This is a genomic window from Paraburkholderia sp. GAS206C, from assembly GCF_050435645.1.
In the GTDB taxonomy this organism is placed as follows: Bacteria; Pseudomonadota; Gammaproteobacteria; order Burkholderiales; family Burkholderiaceae; genus Paraburkholderia; species Paraburkholderia phenazinium_B.
The window spans coordinates 422,325-445,885 of record NZ_JBNDKR010000001.1 but is presented as its reverse complement, the minus strand read 5'-3'; the positions used below and the strand labels follow the sequence as shown (position 1 = coordinate 445,885).

Below are 23,561 nucleotides of genomic sequence, written 5' to 3'. Positions count from 1 at the left end.
TCAAATAGCTGAGACGGCCTGCGCTGCCGATCGTATTGCTGTGATAGCAATGCCGATTGCGCAGGCCGGCTCTCATTACGCGCTGCGCTTGGCCCAGTCGACAAACGCGGCACCGACCTCGCGCATGACGGCTTCACGGCCGTCCATGTCGACATACGGTGCATCGTAATAGGCCGCGACAAGTAGAGGCGCACGTCCCGGTGGCCGCACGATCGCGTAGTCGTTCGTTTCTTCTTCGACGCTGGTTCCCGGCCGGTCTGCGGCAACCCAGTCCGTCGGCAACGCTGCGCGGATCCTGTCGAGGCCTGGCTCGCAATCGATCATCCAGCTTTCAAGTTGTTGACGCGACTGCGCGCTCAACACATTGCCCAGGAGTATCTTGCCGACTGATTTCGTGATCGCTTTCGGCGTCGTGGTATCGCGCGCGCCGCTGTATTGGTTGGAGTCGGGTTCATAGCGATCCGAACGCGTGACGGTGTCGCCGAGGCCTCTAACGAATTGGGTCAGCGCGGGCGGGCCGCCAGCGTCTCTCATCAACAGGGTCGCCGCTGTGTTGTCGCTGACTTCGACGATGGCCTGACACATCGCGCGGACCGACATGGCGCCTTGCGCGACATTGGCCTTCGTCACGGGGGACGTGAAGATCAGGTCCTTCTCCGTGTAATGCACGAGGCGGTCCAGATTCTCCTTGCCCGCGTCCACGCGTGCGAGCACCTGCGCGGCGAGAAGTCCCTTGAAGGTGCTGCACATCAGGAAACGTTCGTCGGCCCGGTAAGCGAGCGTTCGGCCGGAGCCGGTATCGATGGCAAACACGCCAAGGCGTCCGCCGCGGCGGCGTTCGATGTTGCTGATGGGGTTGGTGGCTGCGTAAAGCTGAGTGGTGAGCCCGCTGCCGAGCAGGAACGGTAGCCCGAGAGCCAGGCGCCGACGCGTGATAGAGATGGGCAAAGAATCGTCCTGATAGTTAGAAGTTTTCTGGTGCGCATTCTGCGAACCGGTCGCCGGACGAGCTTGCGCGTTGTGCAGAATCCTATCGGATAAGATACCGCCGCAACGTTCACTATCTAACCGATGGAGCCCCTTAAGTGATTCAACCGAGTAACGTATTCAAGGACAATCTGGCTCAACTGCCTTCGATCGACGGCATCGAGCGTATCGATCTGCTGGACGGCAAGGGTGCTGCGGTGGCAAGCATTGAGAACAAGCCTGGCAAGCAAGGTTCGGTCGCCGTTTACCATTATCTGCAGCAGGTATTCGGCGCGCTGGATGCCAAGGCAGCCGAGCACGGCATGGCAGTATTCGCGGAGCATACGTCCGACGCCCGTAATCGTCCGGGTGCACATCCCAACGTCGACCGTCTGCTTGTCATTGCGGCGGGAGGAGAGGCGTTGCGCATCGAGGTGGTTGCCGCCGCGGCCTGAGCGCGCAACCGTAGAACAGGCGGCATCGCTCAGGTGAGGGATGTCGTCATCTCGGACGCTGCCGCAGGGCTATCGAAAAGATTCGGATAGGTTCGCGATTGCATTTCGGCTAACCGGCTCAGCGTGTGTGACAGATCGAAGCGCTCATGAAATTCCGGATTCGGCAGCAGACCCTGCGGCGCGTAGTTCGACGTCAGCACGATGCGCGTGCCCAGTTCAAGTGCGATCTCGAGAAAGCAGCCGATCAGAAATGCATCGGCGATATCGTGCACGTGGAATTCATCGAAGCACAGCAGCTCGACGCCGTCGAGCCATTGCCGCGAGACCGCGGCGCTGGCTGTCATCCGGCACGATCGCGTGCGCCGCCAGGGCGCTCACGACACGAGCTTCGTCAATCATCGTGCTGCAACTCCACGTTTTGAGCAGGGTCGTTTTCGAACAGGGGTCATCCAACCAGGCACCGCTGCGGGCTCAACGATATCTGCACTCGCAGTACAGCGCCTAGTGGAAATACCGATGGCCAAACCCGTGACCACCCGGCGGTTGCCAATGCGCGCCAGTTCCGCAAACACGATATAAGGAAATGATCGTAACGAAGCTTGTTACGATCCTATCATTCGATGTACGATGGTTGCGAATAAACCATCACTGGTTGCTGTGCACTGCACAAAATCACGGACGACCCATGCCTGAAGCTCCATCTTCGTCTTCCTCGGTCATCGCGCTTCGGCGCGGCGTGGCCGTACATCCCGAACGTAATCCCGGCGTGCCGTTCGACGCCGCCTGGCTCGACGGCCTGCGCGTGAATCAGTCTGCAGTCGAGCGGCGCACCGCTACGCTCGGCACGCGGCGCACCGTCAAGAAAGATGCGCAGGCCGCGTGGCTATTGAAGGCGGTCACCTGCATCGACCTGACCACGCTGAGCGGCGACGACACCGAAGGCCGCGTGCGGCGCCTGTGCGCAAAAGCGCGGCAGCCGGTGCGTGCGGATATCCTCAGCGCGCTCGGCATCGCACCGCAGACCATCACGACCGGCGCGGTGTGCGTCTATCATCGCTTTGTGGCCGCTGCGGTCGATGCATTGCAGGGCAGCGGCATCCCCGTTGCGGCAGTGTCCACCGGCTTTCCGGCAGGCCTCATTCCGCATCCGCTCAAACTGAAAGAGATCGAAGCCTCGGTGGCCGATGGCGCGCAAGAGATCGACATCGTCGTCACGCGCGAACATGTGCTTACGGGCAACTGGCAAGCGCTTTACAACGAGGTGCGCGATTTCCGTGCGGCCTGCGGTCCGGCGCATCTGAAAGCGATTCTCGCCACCGGCGATATCCGCACGCTCTCGAATGTGGCGCGCGCTTCGATGATCTGCATGATGGCGGGCGCCGATTTCATCAAGACTTCAACCGGCAAGGAAGGCGTGAATGCGACGCTCGACGTGTCGCTGGTGATGGTGCGCATGATCCGCGATTACTACGAGCGTACCGGCATCCTGATCGGTTTCAAGCCGGCGGGCGGTGTGTCCAGTGCGAAATCCGTGCTCACGTATCAGATCCTGATGAAAGAGGAACTGGGGCGTGCGTGGCTCGAGCCGGAACTGTTCCGTGTCGGCGCGTCGAGTCTTCTCGCGGACATCGAACGCCAGCTCGAACATCACGTGAGCGGCCGTTATTCCTCCTTCAATCGTCACCCCGTAGCCTGAGCAGATCGATCCCATGAGCGTAGCCGAATATTTTTCTTCGATGGAGTACGGTCCCGCACCCGAGGACGATCAGCCTGCGCGCGCGTGGCTTGCGCAGCACGAGGCGAGCTTCGGGCATTTTATCGGCGGGGCATGGCATGCACCGGCTTCGGGCGAGCGCTTCGAATCGCGCGAACCTGCCACGGGCGAGTTGCTTGCGCAAATCGCTCAAGGCGATGCGGCTGATATCGACGCGGCGGTTGCTGCCGCACGCGCCGCGCAGCCTGCCTGGCTAGCGCTCGGTGGCGCTGGACGCGCGCGTCATCTGTATGCGCTGTCGCGCATGGTGCAGCGGCATAGCCGTCTGTTCGCCGTGCTCGAAGCGCTCGACAACGGCAAGCCGATTCGCGAGACGCGCGACATCGACGTGCCGCTGGTCGCGCGTCACTTCCTGCATCACGCCGGGTGGGCGCAACTGCAGGACAGCGAGTTTGCCGATTTTGCGCCGCTGGGCGTAGTCGGTCAGATCGTGCCATGGAATTTCCCGCTGCTGATGCTCGCGTGGAAGATCGCGCCGGCTATCGCAACCGGAAATTGTGTTGTGCTGAAACCTGCAGAATACACGCCGCTCACTGCCTTATTGTTTGCGGAGCTGGCGTATCGCGCCGGTTTGCCTGCGGGTGTGCTGAATGTTGTTACCGGCGATGGCCGCACTGGCGCTGCGCTCGTCGAACATCCTGATGTGGACAAGCTCGCGTTTACCGGCTCGACTGAAGTCGGCCGGCAGATTCGCTCGGTGACGGCCGGCTCCGGTAAATCGCTGACGCTCGAACTCGGTGGCAAGTCGCCGTTCATCGTGTTCGACGATGCCGACCTCGACGGTGCAGTCGAAGGCGTCGTGGACGCCATCTGGTTCAACCAGGGACAGGTCTGCTGCGCCGGTTCGCGTCTGCTGGTGCAGGAGGGCATTGAAGCGCGCTTCATCGACAAGCTGAAGCGGCGCATGGAAACGCTGCGCGTGGGTTCGTCGCTCGACAAGAGCATCGATATGGGCGCGATCGTCGATCCGGTGCAGCTCGAGCGAATTCAGTCGCTCGTGGAAGCGGGCCGTCTGGAAGGCTGCTCGGTATGGCAATCGCCGGATGCGGCCGTGCCGGGTCAGGGTTGCTATTACCCGCCCACACTCGTAACAGGTGTTGCTCCTGCTTCGACGCTCGCTCAGGAAGAAATCTTCGGCCCCGTTCTGGTGACGATGAGCTTCCGCACGCCGGACGAAGCGGTCGCGCTTGCCAACAACACGCGCTATGGACTGGCCGCGAGCGTGTGGAGCGAAACGATTGGCCGTGCGCTCGATATCGCGCCGCGCCTGCAAGCGGGTGTCGTGTGGGTCAACGCAACCAATCTGTTCGATGCCGCGGTCGGCTTTGGCGGTTATCGCGAGTCGGGTTATGGTCGTGAAGGCGGTCGCGAGGGCATTTACGAATATCTGAAGCCGCGTGCATGGCTTAAGCTCGTTGAGCGTCCTGCGCGAGTTGCGAATGAGCGCGCCGCAACGGACCCGTCGCTCGCCGCGGTGGCAAACGTCACGCCGATCGATCGCACTGCCAAGCTGTTCATTGGCGGCAAGCAGGTTCGGCCAGACGGCGGTTATTCGCTGCCCGTCTATGGTGCAGACGGCGTGATTGTCGGCGAGGTGGGCGAGGGTAATCGCAAGGACATTCGCAATGCTGTCGAGGCGGCGCGCGGTGCAGGGAAGTGGTCGCAGGCCAGTACGCATAATCGCGCCCAGGTCCTGTACTACCTCGCCGAGAATCTCACGGTGCGGGGCGACGAATTCGCGCGGCAACTGGTGGCGCGCACCGGCGTTGAGCTAGCCGCCGCTCAAGCGGAAGTCGAAGCGGCGGTGACGCGACTCTTCACCTATGCCGCGTGGGCGGACAAGTTCGACGGCGCGGTGCATACTCCGCCGTTGCGTGGTGTCGCGCTGGCAATGCACGAGCCGCTTGGCGTGATCGGCATTGCCTGTCCCGACGAGGCACCGCTTTTGGCCTTCGTCTCGCTGGTGGGGCCGGCGCTGGCGATGGGCAACCGCGTGGTGGTACTGCCGAGCGAATCGAACCCGTTGACGGCGACGGATCTGTATCAGGTGGTCGAGACATCGGATATACCTGCCGGCGTGCTGAACATCGTCACCGGCGAGCGCGCTGCGTTGCTGCCTGCGCTGGCCAAACACGATGACGTCGATGCGCTCTGGTGCTTCGGCAGCGCGGCGGATTCGGCATTGGTCGAACGCGCCTCGGTGGGCAACCTGAAGCGCACCTTTGTCGATCATGGCCGCGAGTTCGACTGGTTCGACCGCTCGACAGAAGGCCCGGCCTGGTTGCGTCAGGCGGTGCAAGTGAAGAACATCTGGATACCTTACGGAGACTGACCGTCGAACGCTGATCCGATGGCAGTCCACTAGAACATGGAGAAGACACTGTGCTGAAGAATCTGGACCCGCTGTTGAACGCCGATGTGCTGTACGCGCTGCGTGCGATGGGCCACGGCGACGAAGTGGTGATTTGCGATGCGAATTTCCCCGGCGATTCCGTTGCGCGTGAAACGGTGCTGGGCAAACTGCTGCGTTTCGACGGCGCGGATGCAGCGAGCGCGGTTCGCGCGGTGCTGTCTGTCATGCCGCTCGATAGCTTCGTCGACGATCCGGCGTTGCGCATGGAAGTGGTCGGCGAGCCGAACACGATTCCTGCCGTGCAACGCGAGGCGCAAGCTGAAGTGAACGCCGCCGAAGGGCGCGATGTGCCGTTTGCCTCGATTGAACGCTTCGCTTTCTATGAGCGGGCGAAGCAGGCGTATTGCGTGATCGCGACCGGCGAGCAGCGTGGGTACGGCTGCTTTGTGTTCAAGAAGGGTGTGTTGCTGGCGCCGGACGCGCCCAGTGCGACGGAGCGCAGCAAATGAGTACGCAGTCCCAGGCGAATGGGCGCGTTGTCATTCTCGGCATCTATGTGACCGATCTGACTTTCCGCGCCGAACGTATGCCGCTGATCGGCGAAACCATCGCGGGCTCGTCCTTTGCGATGGGCCCCGGCGGGAAGGGCTCGAATCAGGCGGTTGCGGCGGCGCGCGCTGGCGCACAAGTGGTGTTCTGCACGCGCCTCGGCAACGATGCGTTCGGCGCGATCGCCCGCTCGACGTGGGCTGCCGAAGGCATCACGGCACGCGCGACTGCCGTAGAGGGCGTGTCGACGGGAGCGGCGCATATTTTTGTCGACGAGACCGACGGCAGGAACGCGATCATCGTCGCTTCCGGTGCTGCGGGCACGATGAACGCGAGCGACGTCGACGCGATTGAAGCGGATATTGCCGCTGCGCAGGTGTTCGTGACGCAACTGGAGCAGCCGATCTCTGCCGCGCGCCGCGGTCTCGAAGTGGCGCGCCGGCATGGTGTCGCCACGGTGTTCAATCCGGCGCCTGCGTTACCGCTCGACGACGATATTTTCCCGCTGTGCGACTACATCACGCCGAACGAAACGGAAGCCGCCGCGTTGACGGGCGTGCCGATCCAGAACGCCGACGACGCGCGTCGTGCCGCTGACGTTCTGCTGGCTAAAGGCGTCGGCACGGTGATCGTCACGCTGGGCGAAGCGGGTGCGTTGCTGCACTCGGCCACGCAATCGGTACTCGTGTCGGCGTTCCAGTGCGGCCGTGTTGTGGAAACGGCTGGCGCAGGCGACGGCTTCACGGGCGGCTTTGCAGCTGCGCTGGCACGCGGCGCCGATCCCGTGGAAGCGATGCGCTTCGGCTGTGCGCTGGCTGGCATCTCCGTCACGCGGCCCGGCACGGCGCCGTCCATGCCGACCTTGAGCGAAGTGAATCAGGTATTGAGTCAGTCGGGCCAACCGGCGTCTGCGCAATAAGCCTGCGTACTAAAGGTGCATTGAGACCGCTTTAGACGCGCCTCAAAGGCTCACTGAAGTTCGATGCAGTTTGAAGGAGTCTGTCTTCACCATGAAGTCCTCGTTCGCTGTTGGAAAGCTGTTCTCCGACCGGCAGTTGAATTTTCTGCTGATCGTCAACGTGCTTGTCGTGCTGGTGGCCACAGGCCTGTCGCACGGCCAGTTCGTGGACATCGACAATCTGCAGTCGATGGGCAGCCAGTTGCCCGAGCTCGGTCTGCTCGCGCTCGGCATCATGCTCTCGATGATCTCCGGCAACGGCGGTATCGACCTGTCGGGCGTCGGCCTCGCCAATCTGTCGGGCATGGTTGCCGCGCTGGCGTTGCCGAAACTCATCAGCAGCGACGCCTCGCCCGTCGCCTACACAGCGGTCTTCTGTGCGATTACGGTCGTCATGGGACTGCTCGGCGGCCTGCTGAACGGCATCGTGATTGCGAAGCTGCGGCTCACCCCCATTCTTTGCACGCTCGGCACCCAGTTGCTGTTCACCGGCATTGCGGTCGTGTTGAGCAACGGCGCCTCGGTGCCGGTCGAGTATGTCGATCAGCTCTCGGATATCGGTAACGGCACGTGGTTCCAGGTGCCGGTCTCGTTCGTCATCTTCATCGCCGCAATCATCGTGCTGGGCTGGCTGCTTAAGCGCAGTCCGTTCGGCCTGCGGCTGTATCTGATGGGCACCAACCCCAAGGCCGCTTTCTACGCCGGGATTCCGCGTGACCGCATGCTGATCGTGACTTACACGATGTGCGGCGTGCTGGCATCCCTGGCCGGCCTGATCAGTGCCACACATACGTCGAGCGCGAAGTGGGACTACGGCAATTCGTATCTGCTGATCTCGATCCTGATCGCGGTGATGGGCGGCGTGAATCCCGCTGGCGGCCGCGGCCGCATTATCTCCGTGTTTTTCGCGGCGACGGTGCTGCAGTTCCTCGCGAGCCTTTTCAATCTGCTGGGCGTGTCGCAATTCTTCGGCGACTGCGCATGGGGTTTTCTGTTGCTGCTGTCGCTGGCGTTTGGTGGCGGCGAGCGGGTCAGCGCGATCTTCGGCTTCACGCGATCCGATCCGTCCACGCGGCGTTAGTGAGCTCAGCGTGAACATCGGCACATAGGCAAGGTTTAGTACACGGCGTACATCGGGGCCCTGGATGTCCGCAACCGTGAAGCAGGGCGACATCGAAAGAAAAATGGAGACTTGGTATGAAACTGACTCGATTGAGCGCCGCGATCGCCGCGGGTGTCCTCACGGTAGGCGTGATCGCTGCAGCGCAGGCGGCGAATAATGTCACGATCGTGACAGTGGTGAAGGTGACCGGCATCAACTGGTTCAACCGGATGGACGAAGGCGTCAAGGAGTTCGCGAAAGACAACCCCGGTGTCACGGCCTATCAGACCGGCCCGGGCCAGGCGGACGCAGCACAGCAACTAAAGATCATTGAAGACCTGGTCGCCAAGAAGGTCGATGCCCTGGCAGTGGTGCCGTACGATCCGCCGACGCTCGAACCCGTGCTGAAGAAGGCGATGGACCGCGGCATCAAGGTGGTCACGCACGAGGCCGACAATGAAAAGAACACCATGGTCGACATCGAAGCATTCGATAACACGGCCTATGGCGCCAATCTGAACGAACACCTGGCCTCGTGCATGCACGACGATGGCAAATGGGCCGTGCTGGTGGGCTCGCTCGGCAGCCGCTCGCAGGTGCAGTGGGCCGATGGCGGGATCGGCAACGCGAAGGCCAAGTATCCGAAGATGGATCTGGTCGAGCCGAAGCTCGAAACCAATAACGACGGCGAGCGCGCCTATGAAGTCGCGAAGGAAGTGCTGCGCAAGCATCCGGACCTGAAGGGTTTCCAGGGTTCGTCGTCGCTGGACGTGATCGGCATTGGCCGCGCCGTTGAAGAAGCGGGTCTGCAGGGCAAGATTTGCGTGTACGGCACGGGTCTGCCGGGCGAGGCGGGCAAGTTCCTGGAAAGCGGCGCCATCAACGGTATTTCGTTCTGGGATCCGAAGCTTGCTGGCATTGCGATGAACAAGATCGCACTGATGCTGATCCACGGCCAGACCGTGCATGACGGCGACAACCTCGGCATTCCGGGCTACACCAAGGTGACCGTCACCAAGGGTCCGGGCAAGGGCATCATCGTGCGCGGCCAGGGTTGGGTTGACGTCGACAAGTCGAACTACAAGAACTACTCGTTCTAAGCTTGTAGATTCCTCTGTAACGGTGTGCCCGCGCGTGAGTTCCACGTGCGGGTGCATTTCTTAAGTTTGCGATTGGAATATGAATTCAGACGCTGCTTCCGTGCCGTTCCTGCAGGTTGTTGGCGTGCACAAGCGCTTTACCGGCGTGCACGCATTGCGTGGCGTGAGCCTCTCGTTTCAGCGTGGGCAGATCTATCATCTGCTTGGCGAGAACGGCTGCGGCAAGAGCACGTTGATCAAGATTATCTCGGGCGCGCAGCCGCCCGATGAAGGCGAGCTCATTATCGAGGGCGTGTCGCATGCGCGCCTTTCGGCGCTCGAATCGCTCGCGGCCGGGATCGAGACGGTGTACCAGGACCTCTCCCTGCTGCCGAATATGAGCGTGGTCGAAAACGTCGCGCTGACCTCGGAGCTGGCTACGCATAACGGCCGTCTGGCCCGCACCTTCGACCGGCGCGCGCTGGCGAAGACGGCAGCGCGCGCGCTCGAGTCGGTCGGTCTGCCGGGCGATGCGGATTTCCAGGCAACCCTGATCGAACAGCTGCCGCTCGCGACACGCCAGCTCGTGGCCATTGCGCGAGCCATCGCGAGCGAGGCGAAGTTCGTCATCATGGACGAGCCCACGACTTCGTTGACGCAAAAGGAAGTCGACAACCTGATTGCAGTGCTAACCAATCTGCGCGCGCAGGGTGTGACGGTTCTGTTCGTCAGCCACAAGCTCGACGAATGCTATGCAATCGGCGGCGAGGTGATCGTGCTGCGCGACGGCCAGACCATGGCGCAAGGGCCGATCACGAACTACACCAAGGCGCAGATCAGCGAATTGATGACGGGCCGGCATCTGTCGAGCGAGCGCTACCGCGAAGGCGGTTTTGGCGCAGAGGTCGTGCTCGATGTGAGCGGTCTTACCCGCACTGGGCAATTTGCCGATGTGTCGTTTGCACTTCATCGCGGCGAGATTCTGGGCGTGACGGGGCTGCTGGATTCGGGACGCAACGAACTGGCGCGCGCCCTGGCCGGCGTGGCGCCTGCGCAGCATGGCGAGGTCGTGCTCGACGGCAAGCGCATTACATTGCGTACGCCCTCGGAGGCGAAAGATCACCGTATCGGCTACGTGCCGGAAGACCGCCTGAATGAAGGGCTCTTTCTCGACAAGCCGATTCGCGACAACGTAATCACCGCGATGATTTCCGGCCTGCGCGACCGCTTCGGCCAGATCGACCGCGCCCGGGCGCAGGCGCTCGCCGTGGAGACCGTCAAGGAATTGCAGATTGCCACGCCCGATGTCGACAAGCCTGTGCAGTCGCTCTCGGGCGGTAACCAGCAACGCGTGCTGATTGGCCGCTGGCTCGCCATCGATCCGCGCGTGCTAATCCTGCACGGCCCGACTGTCGGCGTGGACGTCGGCTCCAAGGACATCATCTACCGCATCATGCAGCGGCTGTCGCAGCGCGGCATTGGCATTATCCTGATCAGCGACGACCTGCCCGAGCTGCTGCAGAACTGCGACCGCATCCTGATGATGAAGAAGGGACGCGTCGCGAACGAATACCAGGCCGACCAGATGAAAGAAGCCGACCTGTACCACGCGCTGCTGTCGGAAGCCGCTTAAAAGACGTTAGGGACGTTACACGCATGAACCCGCGCATGAACCAGACCATGACCACACCATCCGTCGTCGAAATTGCCCCGCAGGTCAAACCGCTTGGCTTGCGGGCCAAACTGGCGCGTAACCCTGAGTGGTTCACCTTCGGACTGATCGTGGTGATGTGCGTCGTCGTGGGCGCGATCAATCCGCGCTTCTTCCAGTTTGCGACGCTATTCGACACGTTGCATTCGGCGACCACGGTCTCGCTGTTTGCGCTTGGCACGCTGGTCGTGCTGGCCTCGGGCGGCATCGACGTGTCGTTCACGGCGATTGGTGCGCTGACGATGTATGGGATCACCAAGGCCGTGTTCGCATGGTGGCCCGATGAGCCGTTTGCGTTGATCCTGATCACCGGCGCAGTGGGCGGCACACTACTTGGCCTGATCAACGGCATGCTCGTGCACCGGCTCAAAGCGCCTTCGCTGATCGTGACGATCGGCACGCAATATCTGTATCGCGGCATCCTGCTGACTTTCATCGGCACGACGTTCTTCATGAACATCCCGCACAGCATGGATCGCTTTGGGCGCATCCCGCTGTTTTTCTATCAAACGGCGGACGGTTTGCGCGCAGTGCTGCCGGTTTCGGTGCTGGCGCTGGTGCTGGCGGCCGTAGTGACCTGGTGGCTGCTGAACCGGACCATGATGGGCCGCGGTGTCTATGCGATGGGTGGCAGCCTCGCGATTGCGGAGCGCCTCGGCTACAACGTACGCGCGATCCACCTGTTCGTGTTCGGTTATACGGGCATGCTGGCGGGCATCGCGGGGATCTTGCACGTGTCGAATAACCGGCTCGCAAACCCGTTCGACCTGGTCGGCTCCGAGCTCGATGTGATCGCCGCGGTGATTCTCGGCGGCGCACGCATTACCGGCGGCACGGGCACCGTGGTCGGCACGCTGCTCGGCGTCGTGCTGGTCACGCTGATCAACAACGTACTCATCCTCGTCGGCGTGCCCAGCACGTGGCAAAAAGTGATCATCGGCGCGTTCATCCTGATCGCCGGCACACTGTTCGCCCTGCAGCGAAAGTCCTGAGCGTTAAAACGCGTGCTGCAACGCCAGATCGAAACCGATCACCACGAGCGAGCAACCGATACCCGTTAGAACATTGGCGACCCGGTGCTCGAAGTCCGGGTGGCGGGTAATACCCGCGCAGGCCAGAAACACCACTTCGACGAAAATCTGCAGGCCCACGAACGTCAGCATGAGCAGGAATTCATAGCCCATGTACTTGAAGTTCGCGAAGTTCATGCCGTAATCGTAGATCCATCGCCCGACCCGGTACGCCTCGTAGGCAAGCAGCAGGATCGGAAAGAGATAGCTGGTCACGTAGGTGGGTACCGTTGCGTGGCGTAGCTCGAGATGAAAGTGATGAGAGTGGTGAGCAGTCTGCATGTCTCCTCCTGTTCGCGTCAGTCTCGGACCAATGCTAAAAAGTTTGACTGAGGTTCTGCAGAAAGGTGCGATCGCAAAGGTTGCTGTACCTGCGCGACGGGCATTTTGTCCTGCCACATAGTGGATCGGTAAAATTGACCCGTCGCGGAACGCCGACTCGCTCCCGCTTGACGTTGCGTATGCGCAACAGATATTTTCCTGGCAGATCTTACGAACTGACCTCTTCGTGCTCGAGTGATTGCACCTTTCGCAGGGCCGGAAACAACCTCATCCAGAGCAGGGCAACCGCGATGGTGGCGACGCCTCCCACCAGCACGGCAGGTTGCGCACCCCACCATCCGGCGGTCAACCCGGACTCGAATTCGCCAAGCTGATTCGATGAGCCGATAAACAGCGAGTTGACCGCGCTCACGCGTCCAAGCATCTCGTCCGGTGTGCGTAGTTGCACTAAGGAGCTGCGCACGACCACGCTGATCACGTCCGATGCACCGAGCGCCGCCAGCGCGAGCCACGAGAGTAGAAATTGATGCGAGAGGCCGAACACGATGGTCGCCACGCCGAACGCAATCACGCCGCCGAACATGGCCGCCCCTGGCCGATTACGCAGTGGAAAATGCGCGAGCCAGACGGTGCCACTCAACGCCCCGATGGCGGACGCCGAGCGCAACAGACCGAGTCCGAGCGGTCCGGCATGCAGGATGTCGCGCGCGAAGATCGGTAGCAGCGCGGTCGCACCGCCAAACAGGACCGCGAATAAATCGAGAGACAGCGCGCCGAGAATGACTGGTTGCTGGCGGATAAAAGCGATGCCTGAAAAGACGGACTCGAGGGTAACGGGTGCGCGCGTGGGTGGCTTCGCCTGCAATGGAATACCCCAGACCATCGCCGCCGCCAATGCAAACGTGAACGTACAGACGATGTACGCAAACCCAGGGCCAACGCCATACAGCAGGCCGCCCAACGCCGGGCCGACGATTTGCGCGGTCTGGCCGGCCGAGGTTGCCCATGCGGTCGCCTGGGGCAGTTGGGCGCGAGGCACGACGCCCGGCAACAACGAAGACACCGTGGGTGATTCGAAGGCGCGCGCCGCGCCGACGCAAGCAGCGAGCGCATAGATAACAGGTGCGCCCAGCCATCCGCCAAAGGTGCCCAACACAAACAGCAACGCAGCAGCGGCTTCGATGCTTTGACAGACGGCGGCGATGCGCCGGCGGTCGTAGCGGTCGGCGACGTGGCCGACCACGAGGGTTAGCGTGAACATCGGCAGAAATTGCGCAAGACCGAGCAGGCCAAGCGCGAAGGCGCTATGTGTGATGGCATAGATGTGCCAGCCCATGGCAACTGCCAACATCTGGAAGGAGAGCGAAGAAAGGACGCGGGTGCACCAGAAGCGCTGAAAGGGCCTGCTGCGCGGCAAGCTTTGCAGCGTAGCGCCGGTTGTCGCGGCGCGTGATTCGCTGGAGGGAGTGGGATTCGAATCTGCGGGGGGCTCTGCGGGCTGAGGGTTCATTGATTGCGAAGTCGGTTGCGGATCCGACGCCATGCATGCGCCGCCGCATTGCTAAAAAGCCGCCAAGTGTAGTGCAAGTCCGATGATCCCGCTCGCGCTCATCGTGCAGCAATCGGACGATAACGTTTGCGCCTCGCTTCGGCTTTCGCGCGGATCGCCCGCCGGTAAGGCAATTCAGTAAGTTACCCAGAAAGATTAGATAGGACTCACACGTAAATTTGAGTTCATGAGAGTCTAGTTTGTCGTGCTGAAGCACGGATATATGGCGTGCCCAGTGCGGCGATTTCTTCTCTTATCGCTCAATTGGGGTTACAAAATGGATCGACTCAATCCTGCAGTATTAATTTCCGAATCGCACAACGGACGGGCCGCCGACTCGGTAGATTTGAACCTGCCGGTGAAAAAAACCGAAAGAATGCCGTTTACCATTCGAATCGTCGCGGACGAAGAATCCCTTCAAAAAGCTGTCGAAATGCGCCAAATGGCTTACAGCAGGCATCTGCCTGACTTCGCCCGCCAAATGACGATAGAAATAGGCGATTACGCGGCCGGCACAGCCGTGCTTCTCGCGGAATCGAAGCTGGACGGGGGCCCACTCGGAACCATGCGCATCCAGACCAACCAGTTTGCACCACTGGCGGTCGAGCAATCAGTTGAATTGCCGGACTGGTTGCAGGGTACCCGCATGGCGGAGGCGACCCGGCTGGGAGTGGCCGGCGGGGTAATGGGACGGATGGTAAAGATCGGGTTGTGCAAGGCATTGTTTTTATATTGCCAGCAACAGCAGATCGACTGGATGGTGATTACTGCGCGCACTCCATTGGATCGCGAATACGAAGCCATGCTTTTCGACGACGTTTTCGCAAAAAATCAGTTTTTGCCAATGGCGCATGTAGGCGGATTACCTCACCGGGTTTTGGCCAAGCCCGTGGCGGTAGCTCGCCAGCGATGGGCGGCGGTTCAGCACCCGCTGTTCCAGTACGTGTTTGAAACACACCACCCGGACATCGATTTATCCCCGGTAGATTTATCTTTTGCGCGAGAAACGGTAGGATGCCTGGAGGCTTCGCAAATTGCTCAAAGTAGCTAAAACAACATAGTCCGGCCATCCGGCAGGCCAACTAATGGAGTGTGGCGATGGCAGAGCCATTCAGGCTCTGTCATTGCCCAAATAGAAGCGCTGCCGCACTAGGGGAATTCCAGGTATGGAATTGGCGACTTTCTTCTCGCGATCGAGGTACATGCGTGCGGGGTCGTTCATCGACTGGCTGCTGTTCGCATTCTCGGTGTATCTCGTGCCGGGACTCATCGCGGCCGCGACGGTCGTCGCTTTTCTGTGGGCGCCAAGACAATTCGAGTCGAACGGCTCGCTTGTTGTGAATCTTCATGTCGTCCCTGACAAGACCAGTTCGCTTACGCCGGCCGAGGCGCTGCAAGCCCTGAGCGGGCAATTGCAGGCGTCTTCTACGCGGCGCTACAGCACGCGGCTCGCCGAAACTCCTTTCTGGTTTTTGTTCGACGTACCCGTCATCAAATCGGGGCAGCCCACGCTGATTGAATTTCCGTCTCGTCACGCACAGACAATCGCGTGCTGGAACGCATCGACTTTGGCGCCGCTTGGGCAAGGTGATCGCCGGGGTGTCAGCGGCAAGATCAGCCCGATCAAGGCGGGGTTCGAGCTCGCCGTCGACGCGCCGGTGTCTGCCCCAAGTACTGTCTTGTGCCGCGGAACATTTTCGGGTCCTGCGTATCTGAACGCACTTGCCTGGAGCGCGCACGACCTCGATCGTTCAGCGCTCGACTTCCAGGAAAACTCGGCTTTGATTGCGGGCGGTCTGTTGACGCTGGCTGTGTTCGTCTTCGTGACCGCGCTGATCAATCGTGAATGGACGTATGTGATTTTCGCGGCGTGGCTCGTCGGCAATCTGCGGCTCTGTGCGAATGCGATGGGCTGGGACATGGAATGGATCGGCCGCATCATTCCGCCCGATCACATGCAGTTGCTGCGTCAGGCCACCTTCGCCGTGTACTACATGCTCACGGTAGCTTTGTTCGGCCAACTGTTCCGCCGCGAGCTGAAAGGAGAAGGCTTTCGCTGGATGCTGCGGATCGTGCAATACAACGGTCTTCTGATGCTCGTGGCAGCCGCCACGCTGCGCTATGCGCAGTTCATCCCGGTGCTGTGGGCGCTCAGCAGCCTGGGCATGGTCGTGCTGATTTTCCTGCTTGCGCGGCTGGTGTGGACAACGCGTTCGCGTACTGTGCTGTGGTACGTGGCGTCGATGGCGGTCGTGCTGTTTTCGATCTTCTCCGAGGTGCTGGGTGCGGCGTTCGGCATCAAGCTGCTGTTTGGCGGCGTGAATCCCGTGATCGCAGCGCTGTCGTCGAGCATGATGGCTGCATTCGCGATTGCGGAGCAGATGCGCGCCGATCGCGAGCGCCGCCGCCGCATGCAGACGGAGTTGCGCAATACCTATGATGTTGCGCCGATCGGTCTCTTCACCCTGGATGAGAACGGACGGTTCGTGCGGGCCAATCCCGCGCTGCGTGCGATGCTCGATATGCGCAAGGGCGAATACAGGGACCGTCACTGGAAGGACTATTTCGAACCGGGCGCCTGGGGTTCATTGCAGGCGCTGGCGCAGAAGGGCAGTGAGGCCGAACTCGAACTGGGCGGCTCGCTCGAAACCGGCACGGCTGAGCGGCGCTATTCGCTCAAGGCCACGCATTCGAACGGCTGGATCGAAGCATCGTTGCAGGACGTGACGGAGCGCTCGAAGGCTATCGAGCGGCTGCATTTTCTCGCGGAGCACGATCCGCTAACCGCCTCGCTGAATCGCCGCGGAGTCGAGCGGGCCATCGCCGAACAAAGCGACGAAAACGCACCGTGGGCGCTCGCGTATATCGATCTTGACCGCTTCAAGCTCGTCAACGATCTGTTCGGTCACCGCGCCGGTGACGAGGTGCTCAAGCAGGTTGCAGCGCGTACCCGCTCGGTGGTGAGGTCCGATTATTCGGTGGGACGGATCGGTGGAGACGAGTTTATCTGTGTGATGAGCAATACGGGTATCGACGATGCGATCGAGCAATGCCGCGAGCTGGTCACCGTGCTCAGTGCCGCGCCGTATCAGGTAGGCAATTGCGCGTTTCAGGTCAAGGCGTCGATCGGACTGGTGGAGTGCTCGCACGGGGTACGCGTGCAGGACGCGCTATCCAACGCAGACGGTGCGTGCCGCGAGGCGAAGAACGTGGCACACGGGCATCTCGTCACGTATCGCAAGGGCGCGGCCGCCTTCGAGGAGCGCGCCAAGGAACTGATGCTGGTCGAGACGCTGGGTCAAAACCGCCTGCCGCCCGGTCTGTTCCTGGTGATGCAACCGATCATGTCGCTCGCGGCGCCGACCGCTTCGCTCGATTTCGAAGTGCTGCTTCGCTGGCGCGCGCCGGATGGTACGACGCTGCCGGCCGGCAAGGTGATCGTGGCGGCGGAAGAGTCCGGCAACATTGCGGCCATCGACAAATGGGTGCTTGCTACTGTGCTCGACTGGATCGAGACCAACCGGCATGCGTTGTCGAAGACGCGTTTTGTCTGCGTCAATCTGAGCGGCGGCTCGCTCAACGACGAGCAGTTCATGGAAGACATCTTTGCGCTGTTCGCACGCTATCGCCCGATTGTTCGCTACCTGTGCCTCGAAATCACCGAAAGCGTGGCGCTGCACGATCTTGAGAATACACAGCGCTTTATTGCTCGCGTCCACGATATGGGCGGCAAGATTGCGCTCGATGATTTCGGCGCAGGCTATACATCGTTCAAGTATCTGAAAGATCTCTCGGCCGACGCGTTGAAAATCGACGGCGAGTTCATTCGTACGATGTGCGCGCATCCTGCGGATACGGCGATTGTGGAGGCGATCGTCGCGCTTGCGCGAAACCTCGGCATGCGCAGCATTGCCGAGTGGGTGGAAGATGCCGATACGCTGCGCGCGCTGAAAGAGATCGGCGTGGACTACGTGCAGGGGTATGTTATCGCGAGACCGCAGGAAAGCGCTGCGATTCTGACTGCCGGTTCGGCCGCGAGCTTCATCGAAGATCCCGCCACTCAAGATTTCGTCAATAGCCTGCTCGAACCCGCGCCGCGTATCGAAGAAGAATATGAAATTCGCGTGCGAGCCGGCTTGCATTGAGCGGACTTGCATTGAGCGGGCACGCAAGTGTAGGGTAGGCGTCGTTTCCTTTGCAATTTGATCCATGGACGATCTTCAATACCAACCCGATGCGGGCGTGGGGCCACCCTGGCTTGCCGTCGCCCGCGGGGAAACTGGCGTGGCCCAGTATCCGCTGGGGCAAAGCAATCCACGCATCACCGAATACCATTCGCACACGAATATTCGCGGCTATGACGATAAAGCCTCGTGGTGCTCGTCGTTCGTGAACTGGTGTCTGGCGCAACTTGACATCGCTGGGACTGGATCGGCATTAGCCCGTTCGTGGCTTGAGTGGGGTGAGGCGCTCGAGCAACCGGCTTTAGGATGCGTTGCCGTGCTGTATCGTGACGAGCCCGATAGCTGGAAAGGGCATGTTGGCTTTTTCTTGCGCCAGGATGCACAAAACGTTTACCTGTGGGGCGGCAACCAGTTGGGTCGCGTCTGCGAAAACGCCTATCCGCGTGAGTCGGTGTTGGGTTATCGCTGGCCAGCGGGCGGTGTCTTTAGATAATATGGCCTGCTGCAAATAATCAGGAAACCGTATCGATGTCGATTGAAGTACGAGAAGCGAATCTCGAAGACGCCGAGGCGATCGCGACGGTCCACGTGGCGACATGGCAGGCCGCTTACATCGGAATCATTCCGGAGCAGTTTCTAAACGACCTGACCGTCGCAGGGCGCACCGCTGGATGGCAGAAGGCGCTTGGAAGTGGGCGCATCCGCGTGTTGCTTGCGCACACCGGCCACGTGCTCGTCGGCTGGATCGCGTTTGGCCGTAGCCGCGATGAGGACAAGGACAGTCAATGGGCCGAAGTGGAAGCCTTCTATGTGTTGCCGTCGTGGTGGGGCAAAGGAGTGGGCCGGCGCTTGAGCGATGCAGTAAAGATGCAGCTGCGAGACGCGGGATATGAGCACGTGGCGCTTTGGGTATTGGCGGAGAATCATCGCGCGATAGCGGCTTATCGAAAGCTGGGCTTTGTTCATGATGGTTCGAGCAAGTCAACGCAAATCGGTGGTGCGTCGCTTGTTGAACTTCGTTACCATCGCGCTTTGAGTGACTGATCGAATGAATGTCTGTGGCACGGTTACGCGTCCTTGCTCAAGGTCGTAGGCAAGCGCAGGCAACCCACGCGATGTGCCGGCCAGCTCCCGCCGTTAAACACCACAAGCGCCACGCTGTTTGAATATTCCGATTGCCAACAAGGGAATACGCACGATGACGGTCGCAGAAGAACTCAGCCTGCTAATGCAGAACCACGACGACGAACCCGAAGCTGCCGCCGGCCAGCTTAGGCACATCGCTCAGTCGCCAGTACCTGCCGATCAGCTAGGGCGCTTCTCGTGGCTGTGCGTTCACGTGATTGGCGAAAAATATCAACGCTGGAGCGAGGCGTACGAGCTGATTGTCAAAGCATCCTCGGCTCATGAAACCATACCCCTCGCCGCATTGCGCAATGCGGCGGTGGCGGCACATCTCAGCGGCGATCTTCTGACCGGCCTCAAGTTGGAGCGCCGGATGACACAGCACGGATTGCTACCGGATCAGGCCACGACGGTCGTGCGCGCAGCAGCGCTCAGCTTCTTGGCGATACGCGAGCGCGCAGTCGACGCAGCCATTGCCTTGCAGACCGTAGTGGCAGCGGTCAGACAATGGGACGAAACAAAGGATGCCGACACGCTCGTGGCGGCAAGCCTGAACAACATCGTCTCCGCGCTGCTCGAACTGGATGATGAAACGCTAGCGCAGTCTCAGGTTCGAGAGGCGATGACAGACGGAGCGTTTGCCGCGCGCGAGCTTTGGCATCGCGCGGGAACGTGGGTCAATCACGAGCGGGCGGATTACCTTTGTGCGCTGGTATTCAATCGTTTTGGCGAATGCGCAAAGGCACTTGAAGCGGCGGAGCGCGGCAGGCAGCTGATTGAAACCCATGGCAGCGAAGACGTCGATCGTGCCTTCCTGATGCTTGAGTCGGCGCAAGCGCTTTTCGGACTTGAGCGGCGAGAGGAGGGCGCGGGGTGGCTTCGGCAAGCGGCTGCGATAGCGGAAGGTTGGGACGACGAGTCGCTGAAGGACTGGTTCGCCGGCAAAGCTAAGCCGCTATACAGCATGCTCGGATGAGGGTAAGCGCTGCTCTCCATCCGCTTGCCGAGCGCTGGATTGTCGGCGGCGAAGTGCCGGACAGCGCGCTCTACGGTCTGCTGCGCAGCGATCGTTAGGCCTGCACACTGCTTCGCTTCTCATAGGCCGTCGAAATCTCAAGCGTCTAGTGGTTTGACGCGACCGGCTCGTGAGGTGCATGATCTGCAACCGGAGCTGCTTTAGACCGGCTTGACTTGACTGAACTGATCGGGAGAACTATGAGACCGTCCATCGTTCGCCTGGCCGTCGTAGCGGCTGGCAGCATCCTCGCCAGTGTTGCGCTCGCCCAGAGCAACAACGGCGCCATCATGCGTGTCGATTCACCGGTAGCGGTGTCCCCCGGCGCAGGCGCAGATAAATCGGAAGCGCGCCAGCCCGGCAAGTTTTCGGGCATTGACTTGCGTGCGCCCGTGGATGTGACTTTTTCTACCGGCGCGAATACGTCCGTTACGGTTTCCGGTCCGGCCGATGTCGTGCCACTGGTGCTTACGACCGTGAAAGACAATGTATTGACTATCCAGCTTACGGATTCGGTGATGCTGAGGAGGCCGATCAAGGTGACGGTTACCAGTCCTTCGCTGCTCGCGGTGAGTCTGTCGGGTTCGGGATCGCTGAATGCTTCCGGCCTCAGCGGCGATTCTCTGAACCTCGACGTCTCCGGTTCTGGCTCGATCGTGGCATCGGGCCACGTCGCCACGGTCAATGTCTCGATCAAAGGCTCGGGCGGAGTAGACGCGCGTTCGGTCCATGCGAAAACGCTAAATGCGAGTATGAGGGGCTCCGGCGATTTGCGAGGATATGCGGCGAACACGGCAATCGTCTCTCTAACGGGATCCGGTGACGTTCGGATTGTTGGCAATCCACCAACGAAAATAGTGAACCGGACCGGCTCCGGGGATGTGCATTTCGAATAGCTATCGGGTAGTGCGGATCGCCTCCGCCAGACGGCGTGGACAGACCGTCTCTACTCCTGCCACTCCTGCATATGGCCTTACAGGCGTAAGGTGTCTGTGGGTACCGCACTGGAGCACTGCAGACTCAGCCGTGCGGTCCTCTATACCCCCATCTCCTGAATAACGTGCTCCAACACGTTCATTTCCTCCCATCGCATTAGCCTCAATTGCCTTAACCTGCGTTTGGGGCGTTCCGTCAGCAGTGGGCGCATCCGCACGACACGTGCGCGTTGAACCTGCTGCTAGCAAATCGCTTTCCCTGACCTTACAGACGCTGACATCGGCAACCCCTATTCATGACTCCGGCATCGACGCTCGCGCCCTCCCATGCAGAAACCGTACAGTCCGCGGCTATGCTCTGTTCCACCGGGAAATTCGCCGAGGCGCTGGCATTGGTACAGCCTATCCTTGAAACGCGTGCCAGCGTCGCCGTACCCGTACTCGTCGGAACACTTAGCGTCGCCGCAATCGCGGCGCACGGGCTGAACCGATCGACCGAAGCGGAGACTTACTGGCGCGAGTCGATCGCGCTAAAGCCCGATTTCGCAGATGGCTACAACAACCTCGGCATGTTGCTGAAGGGGCTTGGCCGCCTGTCAGAAGCGGAGGCAATGTTCCGCAGCGTCGTGGCCATCCGCCCCGATCAGGCCCAGGCGTATAACAACCTTGGTGCAGTGCTGTGTGGTCTCAAGCGTCTGCCTGACGCAGAGGCGGCCTACCGACAGGCGCTCGCCGTACGTCCCGATTACGCGGAGGCGCACTACAACCTGGGCATCGTCCTCTACGAACTGCGCCGTTTGCATGAGGCTGAGGCCGCTTACCGGCAATCGCTGGCGTTGCGGCCCGGTTCTGCCGAGACGCACAACAACCTGGGCAACGTGCTCAAGGAACTGGGCCGCTTGCCCGAGGCGGATCAGGCTTACCGTCAGGCGTTGACGATCCGCCCTCAGTATCCCGAGGCGCTCAATAACCTGGGCAGCGTGCTCAAGCTGCTCACGCGGCTATCCGAAGCGGAACTCGCGTGCCGGCTGGCCGTGACGATTCGTCCGGGCTACGCCGAGGCGCACAACAATCTCGGCACCGTAATGGCCGACCTCAAAAAGCTGCCCGAAGCCGAGGCGTGCTACCGGCAGGCGCTAGCGTTGCGTCCCGATTACGCGGAGGCGTGCTACAACCTTGGCATCGTGCTGCACGGGATGAATCGGCTCGCCGATGCGGAGGCGGTCTATCGCGAGGCGCTGCACATCAATCCGAACGGCGTCGAAGCGCATAACAACCTGGGCAGTGTCCTCCAGGTACTCGAGCGCTGGTCGGAAGCTGCTGTTGCATACCAGCAGGCGATCGCGCTGCGCCCCAATGTCGTCGAGGCCCATTACAACCTTGGCAACGTCCGGAAGGAGCTCAATCGGCTAGAGGAAGCCGAAGCAGCATACCGGCAGGCGATCGCGATCCGCCCAGACTATGCCGATGCGAAATTCGCTCTCGCGACACTGCTGCTCAGCACCGGTGCGTTCGAAGAGGGCTGGCGGCTTTATGAGTCTCGCTATCAGAAGCCGGACTATATCCACCCGAAGACTGTCGCGATGTTGCCCTGTCAGCACTGGCGTGGCGATGACCTCGCCGGCAAGTCGTTGTTGATCTGGCAAGAGGATGGCCTCGGCGACATTCTGCAGTTCAGCCGCTATCTTCCGCTCCTCAAGGCGCGGGGCGCGGCCACGATTACGGTTGTCTGCATGGCCCCGCTGCACCGCCTGATGGCTGCGGTGGAGGGTGTCGATGCGGTGCTCGACCATCAAGGCGGGTTGCGGTTGGCGTCCGGATTCGACCGCTGGACCAGCCTGCTCAGTGCGCCGCTGCATCTGCATACCACCCCGGACACCATTCCGCCTGCCGGTCACCTGAAGCTCGCCGAGCCGCTTCTCGATCAGTGGCGCTCGCGGCTCGCGGCGCTGCCTGCAGGGCGCAAGGTCGGGCTGGTATGGAAAGGCAACCCGCGACATCACAATGACGCCAACCGGTCACTACCGTCCTTGACAACGCTGGCGCCGCTGTGGAGTGTGCCGGATGTCCAGTTCGTGAGCCTGCAGAAAGGCCAGGCCGAAGACGAGGCGCAGTGTCCTCCAGATGGGCAGCCACTGCTGCATCTCGGCTCGGAAGTAGCAGATCTGGCCGATAGTGCTGCGATCATCGCGCAGCTCGATCTGGTGATCTGCGTCGATACGTCGATTGGTCACCTGGCTGCCTCGATGGGCAAGCCTTGCTGGATCATGCTGCCAGGGCACGGTATCGACTGGCGGTGGATGCATGAACGCAGCGACTCGCCGTGGTATCCGCACACGGTGCGACTGTTCCGGCAAGCGGCAAGCGAAAGCTGGCCCGCGGTGGTCGAGCGGGTTCGTGAAGCGTGTATGGTGGAATTCGCGGCGCCGCTTGCTTTGGAGAGCTGAGGATCGC

At 61.1% G+C, this 23,561-nt stretch carries 19 protein-coding genes and 1 pseudogene; 16 read left to right on the top strand and 4 right to left on the bottom strand.

All coding sequences use genetic code 11. The features are described from left to right. Window positions 1-75: 75 nt before the first annotated feature. Window positions 76-948 carry a class A beta-lactamase gene (bla, locus tag P3T20_RS02075; RefSeq protein WP_083611747.1) on the bottom strand — a complete coding sequence of 291 codons (873 nt, stop codon included), beginning with the start codon at window positions 946-948 and terminating at the stop codon, window positions 76-78. A gap of 137 nt (window positions 949-1,085) precedes the next feature. Here bla and P3T20_RS02070 point away from each other — a divergent pair, with 137 nt between their 5' ends. Beyond that, window positions 1,086-1,421: a DUF2322 family protein gene (locus P3T20_RS02070; RefSeq protein WP_429285898.1), complete on the top strand. Its 336-nt coding sequence runs from the start codon at window positions 1,086-1,088 to the stop codon at window positions 1,419-1,421. A 137-nt stretch (window positions 1,422-1,558) separates the two neighbouring features. On the opposite strand, the pseudogene zapE reads toward P3T20_RS02070, so the two are convergent. Further along, window positions 1,559-1,750 (bottom strand): annotated as a pseudogene (zapE, locus tag P3T20_RS02065) (AFG1/ZapE family ATPase); the annotation flags it as partial. 356 nt (window positions 1,751-2,106) lie between these two features. On the opposite strand from zapE, the gene deoC reads away from it, so the two are divergent. The 8 genes from deoC to P3T20_RS02025 all read left to right on the top strand — a co-directional run bounded on the left by deoC (window position 2,107) and on the right by P3T20_RS02025 (window position 11,939). Beyond that, window positions 2,107-3,117, top strand: coding sequence for a deoxyribose-phosphate aldolase (gene deoC / locus P3T20_RS02060; protein WP_074268990.1), 1,011 nt, complete (start codon window positions 2,107-2,109; stop codon window positions 3,115-3,117). Between the two features lie 13 nt (window positions 3,118-3,130). Continuing rightward, window positions 3,131-5,527, top strand: coding sequence for an aldehyde dehydrogenase family protein (locus tag P3T20_RS02055; protein WP_429285897.1), 2,397 nt, complete (start codon window positions 3,131-3,133; stop codon window positions 5,525-5,527). A gap of 50 nt (window positions 5,528-5,577) precedes the next feature. Then, window positions 5,578-6,057, top strand: coding sequence for an RbsD/FucU family protein (locus tag P3T20_RS02050; RefSeq protein WP_074268988.1), 480 nt, complete (start codon window positions 5,578-5,580; stop codon window positions 6,055-6,057). Next, window positions 6,054-7,016 (top strand): ribokinase, encoded by a 963-nt coding sequence (gene rbsK, locus P3T20_RS02045; protein ID WP_429285896.1) that lies wholly within the window; start codon window positions 6,054-6,056, stop codon window positions 7,014-7,016. The genes P3T20_RS02050 and rbsK overlap by 4 nt, the downstream gene beginning before the upstream one ends. Window positions 7,017-7,107: 91 nt before the next feature. Continuing rightward, window positions 7,108-8,136, top strand: a complete 1,029-nt coding sequence (locus tag P3T20_RS02040; protein ID WP_074268986.1) for an ABC transporter permease — start codon at window positions 7,108-7,110, stop codon at window positions 8,134-8,136. Window positions 8,137-8,252: 116 nt separating this feature from the next. Then, window positions 8,253-9,257, top strand: coding sequence for a substrate-binding domain-containing protein (locus P3T20_RS02035; protein WP_429285895.1), 1,005 nt, complete (start codon window positions 8,253-8,255; stop codon window positions 9,255-9,257). Window positions 9,258-9,336: 79 nt separating this feature from the next. Further along, complete coding sequence (locus P3T20_RS02030; RefSeq protein ID WP_074268984.1) at window positions 9,337-10,869, top strand: sugar ABC transporter ATP-binding protein; 1,533 nt, start codon at window positions 9,337-9,339, stop codon at window positions 10,867-10,869. Between the two features lie 35 nt (window positions 10,870-10,904). Further along, window positions 10,905-11,939, top strand: coding sequence for an ABC transporter permease (locus P3T20_RS02025; RefSeq protein WP_429285894.1), 1,035 nt, complete (start codon window positions 10,905-10,907; stop codon window positions 11,937-11,939). Between the two features lie 3 nt (window positions 11,940-11,942). On the opposite strand, the gene P3T20_RS02020 is transcribed toward P3T20_RS02025, so the two are convergent. Both P3T20_RS02020 and P3T20_RS02015 read right to left on the bottom strand, forming a co-directional pair. Continuing rightward, window positions 11,943-12,299, bottom strand: coding sequence for a hypothetical protein (locus P3T20_RS02020; protein ID WP_074268982.1), 357 nt, complete (start codon window positions 12,297-12,299; stop codon window positions 11,943-11,945). 208 nt (window positions 12,300-12,507) lie between these two features. Next, the gene (locus P3T20_RS02015; protein WP_429285893.1) at window positions 12,508-13,809 is read right to left on the bottom strand and encodes an MFS transporter; all 1,302 of its coding nucleotides are present in this window, start codon (window positions 13,807-13,809) and stop codon (window positions 12,508-12,510) included. A gap of 316 nt (window positions 13,810-14,125) precedes the next feature. Between P3T20_RS02015 and P3T20_RS02010 the strand changes: the two genes are divergently transcribed. The 7 genes from P3T20_RS02010 to P3T20_RS01980 all read left to right on the top strand — a co-directional run bounded on the left by P3T20_RS02010 (window position 14,126) and on the right by P3T20_RS01980 (window position 23,554). After that, a complete protein-coding gene (locus P3T20_RS02010; protein ID WP_429285892.1) occupies window positions 14,126-14,899 on the top strand; it encodes an N-acyl amino acid synthase FeeM domain-containing protein in 774 nt (257 codons plus the stop codon). Between the two features lie 115 nt (window positions 14,900-15,014). Then, window positions 15,015-17,993, top strand: a complete 2,979-nt coding sequence (locus P3T20_RS02005; protein WP_429285891.1) for a putative bifunctional diguanylate cyclase/phosphodiesterase — start codon at window positions 15,015-15,017, stop codon at window positions 17,991-17,993. A 64-nt stretch (window positions 17,994-18,057) separates the two neighbouring features. Next, complete coding sequence (locus P3T20_RS02000; protein ID WP_429285890.1) at window positions 18,058-18,525, top strand: TIGR02594 family protein; 468 nt, start codon at window positions 18,058-18,060, stop codon at window positions 18,523-18,525. Window positions 18,526-18,560: 35 nt separating this feature from the next. Next, on the top strand, window positions 18,561-19,076 hold the full coding sequence (locus P3T20_RS01995) for an N-acetyltransferase family protein (RefSeq protein ID WP_429285889.1): 516 nt from the start codon (window positions 18,561-18,563) through the stop codon (window positions 19,074-19,076). Window positions 19,077-19,230: 154 nt separating this feature from the next. Next, complete coding sequence (locus P3T20_RS01990) at window positions 19,231-20,133, top strand: hypothetical protein (RefSeq protein WP_429285888.1); 903 nt, start codon at window positions 19,231-19,233, stop codon at window positions 20,131-20,133. A 215-nt stretch (window positions 20,134-20,348) separates the two neighbouring features. Beyond that, complete coding sequence (locus P3T20_RS01985; RefSeq protein ID WP_429285887.1) at window positions 20,349-21,068, top strand: head GIN domain-containing protein; 720 nt, start codon at window positions 20,349-20,351, stop codon at window positions 21,066-21,068. Between the two features lie 335 nt (window positions 21,069-21,403). Continuing rightward, the gene (locus tag P3T20_RS01980) at window positions 21,404-23,554 is read left to right on the top strand and encodes a tetratricopeptide repeat protein (protein WP_429285886.1); all 2,151 of its coding nucleotides are present in this window, start codon (window positions 21,404-21,406) and stop codon (window positions 23,552-23,554) included. Window positions 23,555-23,561: the final 7 nt, after the last annotated feature.

Excerpts from the sequence above, each read along its gene's own strand:
- deoC (WP_074268990.1), top strand. The coding sequence starts at position 2,107 with ATGCCTGAAGCTCCATCTTCGTCTTCCTCGGTCATCGCGCTTCGGCGC.
- P3T20_RS02055 (WP_429285897.1), top strand. The coding sequence starts at position 3,131 with ATGAGCGTAGCCGAATATTTTTCTTCGATGGAGTACGGTCCCGCACCC.
- rbsK (WP_429285896.1), top strand. The coding sequence starts at position 6,054 with ATGAGTACGCAGTCCCAGGCGAATGGGCGCGTTGTCATTCTCGGCATC.
- P3T20_RS02040 (WP_074268986.1), top strand. The coding sequence starts at position 7,108 with ATGAAGTCCTCGTTCGCTGTTGGAAAGCTGTTCTCCGACCGGCAGTTG.
- P3T20_RS02035 (WP_429285895.1), top strand. The coding sequence starts at position 8,253 with ATGAAACTGACTCGATTGAGCGCCGCGATCGCCGCGGGTGTCCTCACG.
- P3T20_RS02030 (WP_074268984.1), top strand. The coding sequence starts at position 9,337 with ATGAATTCAGACGCTGCTTCCGTGCCGTTCCTGCAGGTTGTTGGCGTG.
- P3T20_RS02025 (WP_429285894.1), top strand. The coding sequence starts at position 10,905 with ATGAACCAGACCATGACCACACCATCCGTCGTCGAAATTGCCCCGCAG.
- P3T20_RS02020 (WP_074268982.1), bottom strand. The coding sequence starts at position 12,299 with ATGCAGACTGCTCACCACTCTCATCACTTTCATCTCGAGCTACGCCAC.
- P3T20_RS02015 (WP_429285893.1), bottom strand. The coding sequence starts at position 13,809 with ATGAACCCTCAGCCCGCAGAGCCCCCCGCAGATTCGAATCCCACTCCC.
- P3T20_RS02010 (WP_429285892.1), top strand. The coding sequence starts at position 14,126 with ATGGATCGACTCAATCCTGCAGTATTAATTTCCGAATCGCACAACGGA.
- P3T20_RS02005 (WP_429285891.1), top strand. The coding sequence starts at position 15,015 with ATGGAATTGGCGACTTTCTTCTCGCGATCGAGGTACATGCGTGCGGGG.
- P3T20_RS02000 (WP_429285890.1), top strand. The coding sequence starts at position 18,058 with ATGGACGATCTTCAATACCAACCCGATGCGGGCGTGGGGCCACCCTGG.
- P3T20_RS01995 (WP_429285889.1), top strand. The coding sequence starts at position 18,561 with ATGTCGATTGAAGTACGAGAAGCGAATCTCGAAGACGCCGAGGCGATC.
- P3T20_RS01990 (WP_429285888.1), top strand. The coding sequence starts at position 19,231 with ATGACGGTCGCAGAAGAACTCAGCCTGCTAATGCAGAACCACGACGAC.
- P3T20_RS01980 (WP_429285886.1), top strand. The coding sequence starts at position 21,404 with ATGACTCCGGCATCGACGCTCGCGCCCTCCCATGCAGAAACCGTACAG.